General features: G+C 66.5%; 5 protein-coding genes. 1 reads left to right on the forward strand and 4 read right to left on the reverse strand.

Features of this window, described 5'->3' with window-relative positions; genetic code table 11:
- The first annotated feature begins 172 nt into the window (after nt 1–172).
- Complete coding sequence (locus KBX63_RS34680; protein WP_307871956.1) at nt 173–565, forward strand: transposase; 393 nt, start codon at nt 173–175, stop codon at nt 563–565.
- 256 nt (nt 566–821) lie between these two features.
- Here KBX63_RS34680 and KBX63_RS34685 read toward each other — a convergent pair whose 3' ends face one another.
- From KBX63_RS34685 to KBX63_RS34700, 4 genes are all read right to left on the reverse strand, one after another.
- Nucleotides 822–1817, reverse strand: coding sequence for a hypothetical protein (locus KBX63_RS34685; RefSeq protein ID WP_210918651.1), 996 nt, complete (start codon nt 1815–1817; stop codon nt 822–824).
- A gap of 1079 nt (nt 1818–2896) precedes the next feature.
- Nucleotides 2897–3631, reverse strand: coding sequence for a DUF1963 domain-containing protein (locus tag KBX63_RS34690; RefSeq protein ID WP_210918652.1), 735 nt, complete (start codon nt 3629–3631; stop codon nt 2897–2899).
- A 1254-nt stretch (nt 3632–4885) separates the two neighbouring features.
- Nucleotides 4886–5212 (reverse strand): STAS domain-containing protein, encoded by a 327-nt coding sequence (locus tag KBX63_RS34695; RefSeq protein WP_210918653.1) that lies wholly within the window; start codon nt 5210–5212, stop codon nt 4886–4888.
- Nucleotides 5209–5724, reverse strand: coding sequence for an ATP-binding protein (locus tag KBX63_RS34700; RefSeq protein WP_210918654.1), 516 nt, complete (start codon nt 5722–5724; stop codon nt 5209–5211). Before KBX63_RS34700 ends, KBX63_RS34695 begins: the two co-directional genes overlap by 4 nt.
- Between the last annotated feature and the right edge of the window lie 447 nt (nt 5725–6171).

The raw sequence follows: 6171 nt of genomic DNA on the forward strand, positions 1-6171 counted from the left end.
GTAGTGCTGGCGCTGGCCGGCCGACGACGGACCCGCTGAAGTCGCCAAGCCGATCCACCCTCAGAACTCGCGCTCGAGTGACCAGCAGACTTCAGCGGCTTCAACTTCTGCCCATTAGGTCAACGGCCGCAAGCGGTTCATCGTCACCGACACCCTGGGCCTACTGGTCACCGTGACCGTCCTCGCCGCGAGCTGGCAGGACCGCGACGGCGCCAAGACCGCACTGCTCAGCGCCTACATGGCCGCCCCGATCCGACACGTGTTCGCCGACCAGGGCTTCACCGGACGACTCGTCGACTGGACCCGCGACATCCTGCGCACCACCCTCGAGATCGTCCGCAAGCCCACCGACCAACGCGGCTTCGCCGTGCATCCCCGCCGCTGGGTCGTCGAACGCACACTGGCCTGGCTCACCGCCTGCCGCCGACTCGCCCGCGACTACGAACGCCACCCCGAGGTCTCCGAAGCCATCATCCGCTGGGCCGCCATCGCCGGCATGACACGCCGCATCACCCGGGGCCGACCCGCCCGACGCCACGCCCGCCGCACCTTCACCTGGACCTGATCAGCCCATCTCAAACACGCTCTAAGACAACCCGAGACTTCGCCGAGGTCAGCAGGCCGATCCGCCCGATTGCAGATGATCGGCGGCATCCCAGAGGGATTCAGAGTTCGAGTCCCTGGCGGCCCACTCGTAGGTCGGAAGCTGCAGTGAACATAGCTCCGAATCAGCTTTCAAGACTTGGCCTCCGCTGCCGGCCGGATCCCACCTCGTGAGCCAGCCGTACACGTGGGCTCGGGCTCGGTCGGCCCTGGGTCTGTCAACGGCGACGAAGCCTGTCCAACAGCGACCTTTGCCGCGGCGGTGGCGCGGGTGGTCCGCCAAGCGAGACGCTTCCATTGCCTGGCCACTCCTGGGATGCAGCGGTCAGATCCACTGCATGGTTAAGGGTTTCGCTTGGCATGCCCGGGGTTATGTAAACCAGTTGCGCCACGGAAACGCCAATTGTGAGTGGTCTGGTCTCGGCCGCTTCACGCATCATCAGGTATCTGGTCTCGACCAACCCGGCGACATCTGAGCGGCATGCTGGGTCGACCCAAGCCGCTGTGATTAGCGCATAGAGCGCGGCTTCGGTAATCCAGTCCTCGACACCGAAGGCTAGCTCGACCAACATTTGTCGTCTGGTCGATGTCGGCCACGGTTGCTCCGGTCGATGATGCAGCAGGCCCAGGCAGCACCACGCCTGGATGTAGCGCTCCCACGAGCCTGGCAGGCGATCCCATCGGCCTACCGGCATCTGCGGCGGATGAACCATGTTAGCCAGCAGGTCCTCTGCCTCAATGTCTGCAAGCGGACCGGCCGCGTCATACATCATCGGCGGTGGCGCCCACGGCAGGCCGGCAAAGTGAGCTGCGATAGCGGCAGAACCAGCGGTGCTCGGCGGGCTCAACGCCGGCGACGCGTTGACACCGTCGAAACGCCACTGCACGATGCCGGGCTTCAACGGTTTCCGCGGATCGGGCTGCCCGGGATCGCCCATGGCGATGACCGCCTTTGGCCACCAACGGCGGAAGGTGGTCAGGGCACTGGGCACCTCCATCGAGGAGATACCGAGCTCGCAAGGCATTGAGCGGGTCTTCGGGTCGTTCTGGGCGAGAATCTTGATGCACGACTCGGTGGCGGCCGGGACACGGCCGAGCCACGGCAGACCTTCGCAGCTGGTGACCAGCTCGAGACGTTCATGGCTTTGCGCTGGTTTGGCTCGTAGGCGATCAGCCAGAGCGATCAGGCTTGCCGCATTGATGTCTCCAGGCATGTCGCCTCCCCCGTGAACGCGCAAGGCAACATCTTAGGCCGCAGGCGGCCGGAGTGATCGACGCACAGCACGAAGTACAGCAACGCGAGCGACCGCAGGAGCCGCGACAGGCCCGAACCGCGCCTTCCGATGTCGCACAGCACCGCACAAGACTGCGCCGCCGTGACCTACGGACCAGAAGGTGCCGCGTCAGCAGAAAGTCAGCGAACGCTGCGCTGCGCGACCGACTCCAATGGTCACAGCCGGCATGACACCGAAGGCAGGACCACAGGGAACGACACCCGCTGACACTGGCCGACAACGCCGACCAGGCTCCCCCGGCGGGGGTCGAAGCTCCGTCTCGACCTGGTCGCCGGACAGCACGGAAGTACAGCAGCCCACCGCACCCGTCACAGCCCTTGACCGACCGCCCTAGGCTCGCGACCCGCGGCCGGGCACCAGCAACCGCTTCGCCGGTAACCCCTAGGTTCAGGACCACGGCGGCCACCAGAGCGCGGTCGGAAGGAGCGACAGGGGAAGCTGGGCGGCCATGACCCCTATGTCTTTCTGCTGTTTGCCCAACGTGACAGGTCGGGATTCGCAAGGTGGCCGGGGTGGGTTGGGCGACCTGTTGAGGGGAAGTGCCCACCCCGGCCGGAGACCGGCTCGGCAACGCCGGTCCCTTCCTCGAAGGCGACACCCGGGCTGAGTCCGTTACAGCCCAGGCAAAATGTCGGTAACCGGATAACCGGGCCGTCGGAGGCATGAAAACCACGAGGACGACGTCGCCCGGTGCGCACGCTGTCGACAGCAACGCTGACAGCCACCGCGCTCGACGGCAGCATGCCGGCGAGGACGAAGGCAATGCTGCTCCGAGGTGACAACCGTTCCCGGACGACGATGGACCTCCCGCGCCGGAGGGGGCAAAGACCGGTATGCAAGGAAGTCGTCCGGGCCGGCACGCCGATCGGACTTGTCAACCGACAGCGGCCCGTCTGCTGGTCGACCCAGTACCACAGTCTGGGCGTCGCCGCTCTGCGCCGAACCGCCCGCGACGCGGTCGACGCCGAGCCGGGGACCACGCCGGAGTCCTGACCGCGTCAGCCGTTGAAGTCAGTCATCAGCCAGATCCGGTCGAAGGCGCGCTCGGCCAGATCCGCATGCTTGATCATGAAGTTGACTACAATCAGCGTTTCGCCGAACGCGTCACCCACCTGCCCCTCGTCCAGCCAGACGGTGGCTAGCACGGTGTGCTCGTTTGCATTGAGGATGGGGTTGTCCGCGCCGCCGGTGCTGGCGCCGCCGTAACCGCCGAGAGAAAACTCGTAATCGTTGTCCTCGAGGTCCCACATCACCTCTCCGATGACTTCCTCGACCTCGTCGTCCAAGCGAAGGTCGAACGGCACCTCGTGCTCGTTCTCCGGAAGGCTCCAGCCGGCACGAGCGTGCAGCAGAATCGGACCGAAGACTGGCACCCCGGGGTTCGGGTGCTCGGTTACCGGAGTGCCGGCCGGCACATGAACGATCCGGCAGTCGTTGGGCGTGAAGTCCGGCTCGACGAAGAGCAGCAGCGACCCGTCGGCCGGCAGGTCAAGGTCGTGCCCGTGCGAGGGGATCGCGGCAAGGTCGAGCGTCAATACGAGACACTGCCCGGGAGGCCACTCCTCGCCCTCCGGCAACGCCGCGAGACCGCCGAACCGACCGGCCACAGGCAGGCCGTCGCCCTCCGGAACCAGCTCCGTCTGTGGTCGGGCTAGCCGCACCCAGCGCTCGATCTCGTCCACCTGCACGCCCTTTTTGCGGGCCGCGCCCCGAAACTCCTGTCGTACATCCATGGCCGGGCATGGTGCCTGAAGGGTCCGACAAACATCAGAAGGCCGGTTCGCGGCAGGCGCCGAGGCGCAGGCCACCAGGCGGAACGGTGGAGGTGAGACCGGTCAAGCTGCCGTCGGGGACGTTGCAGCTGGTCGACAAGCTGGAACCGCGCGACAAGTCGACGTACTACGAAAACACAGCCTAGTGCACCAAGGCTCCAGGTACGAGGCAAGCGCGGTCGCGACGCCGTTCCTGGTCGAAATCGTCGCTGACCCCAAGGTGCCGGACCACTTCGCGCCTGTCAGGTGCTGGGGGCCGTCGCGGTGGGGATGAGAGTTCCTGGCTGAAGGTATTCGGCTTCGCCGGCGGCGGCGCTGCGGTCGTCTCCGTTGGCTCCGGCCTGGCTGAGGCGGGGGCGGACGTGCTCGGGGCGACTGCGGCTGGGGCGGAGGTACCGGGGCTGTCGGCGCGGATATCGCTGCTGGCGGAGGCGTCGGTCACTCTCGCCGCTGGTAAGGCTGAGCACGAGTCCGCCCCCGCAGTAGATCACCACGACCCCAGCGACGCCGATGAGGGTGGGGATCATCCAGGGACGCTTACTGGTCGGAGGCGTCGGCGGCGCGATAGGCGGCGGGTGCTGGCCAGGGGCGGCGGTGGGTACTGGCCGGTGGGCACCTGAGGAAACTGGGCGGTCGGCGGCGTCGGCTGCTGCGTCACGGGCGACGGTTGGTTCTGGGCAGGCTCGTAGGGGGTGGCCATTACCGCGTTAGGTCTCCCAGGTCTGCGGGTGAAGCTGCCCAGTCGTGAGCAATGGACTCAACCGCTTCACAGCATTGCCACAGGTGGAGTCCCCCAGCTGCCTTGTCGTATACGCCGGCGAGCTGCAGGAACACCTGATGTGAACGAGGACGGTGTCGGACGTTGAGCCACCAGCCACGGCGGCGAATCGATGTTCAGCCGTCGGTGCGGGTCATCGCCCCGCCCGCCGCCAGCGGCGATACGGTTCGCCAACTGGTTCCGGCCCACCCGGCCAAGCCTGACGACGCCACCACAGCGACGGACGCCGTCACCGTGAGCCGAATGTCTTCGGCCGAGCACCCGACGACATCCGCCACGTCCCGGCCCTGTAACCGTGCCGTTGGACAGGCGCGGGGACGGTGGGGGACGTCCGCGGCGGCAGAGCCCTGCCGGATCGAATCGAACGGATCGGCCTGACCAAGATGATGACCCGCACCGTCCACTCAAGCCTGGGCCAACTGTGCCAGCAGCGCGGGTCAAGTGCCGGGGGGCGAGAGAACCTCGAGCACGCCGGTGATGCCCAGAACACGACGGGCGTTCTTGCTGGGATTAGTGACGACAAGCTGCCCGCCAGCTACCGCTGCTGCTCTTCTTGCAGTGATCAGGGCATTGATACCAGTTGAGTCGATGAACTGGACCGCCGCCATGTCGACGTCAACCCGCCTCGTGGCCTGGATGGTGCGGTCGAGGAGGTCCAGGAGTTGGCCGGCTCCGTTCATGTCGATCTCTCCGGAAAGCAGGACCGTGCTGTGGTCCGGGTCAACGCGGACCTGGTGCTGCCAGCTGGGCTGAAAGCTGGTCACTGGTGCTCCTCCTTAGGGCTGAGACCCTCGGTCCGGGGCGCGGCCGACTCGGACCGGATATGGGAAGCGTTTAAGGGCTCCAAGCACAGCGTGACGGTGGCGGTCACTCCGTCGGGTCGCCGGACGAGGACGAGCTGGTCGGTCAGTTGGTGCGCCAGCCAGAGTCCACGCCCGCCGGAGACATCGGGCCCCGGCAGCCGTATGGGGAGGCTATCAGCCGCCTTTCCCTGATCGGTGATCTCGCAAATCAGCACATCTTCCTGCCTGCACAGATAAAGGTGTCCTCGCCCGCCGCCATGACGCACGGCGTTGGTGACCAGTTCATGCACGGCCAACAGGAAGTCGAAGCCTGCATCACCCACCAGTCCGGCCGAGGCGATTGTCGCCTCAACGGTGTGTCGGAGCGCGGTCACCGTCGCGGCAGTGAAGTGCTGTGACATCAGCAGCGTGACCGGTGCGTGGCGGGACCATGCCGGATCGTCCGGCTCAGGTTCCTCCGCGTCCTCGCTCATGGTGGCAGGCTACCCAGCCACGGCGTCACCGCGACCCTTGCTCGGCGACAAGTAGCCCCCGGGTCAGCGCTGCCCTTGGCCGACCTGTCCCGCTCGGGCAGCCCGAACAGGCGAGGCCTCGACCGCTCCGACGCCACTGCACTTACCACTGGACGGTTTCGCAACCCCTGATCGCCGCGCTCCTCCACCGGCCGTCCGACATCGCCCACCTGATGCGCTGGTCCTACTGGCGACGCCCGCACCACGCCCTCGCGCGAGATCAGTCACCACCGCCGCCGTGAGTTGGAGCAGCTCAACGAACAACCACGACGGCCGTACTAAGAGGGCGCGCAAATAGGTCAGCGGGGATGAGCCGGGTAGGAGGCGGGCACAGGCATCAGTGATCATGAAGGTTCCTACGCCTAGTGATCACTGGAACGCCTGTGCCCGCTGTCCCATCATGGCTGA

The sequence above is a fragment of the Micromonospora sp. U21 genome (assembly GCF_018070045.1).
Lineage (GTDB): Bacteria > Actinomycetota > Actinomycetes > Mycobacteriales > Micromonosporaceae > Micromonospora.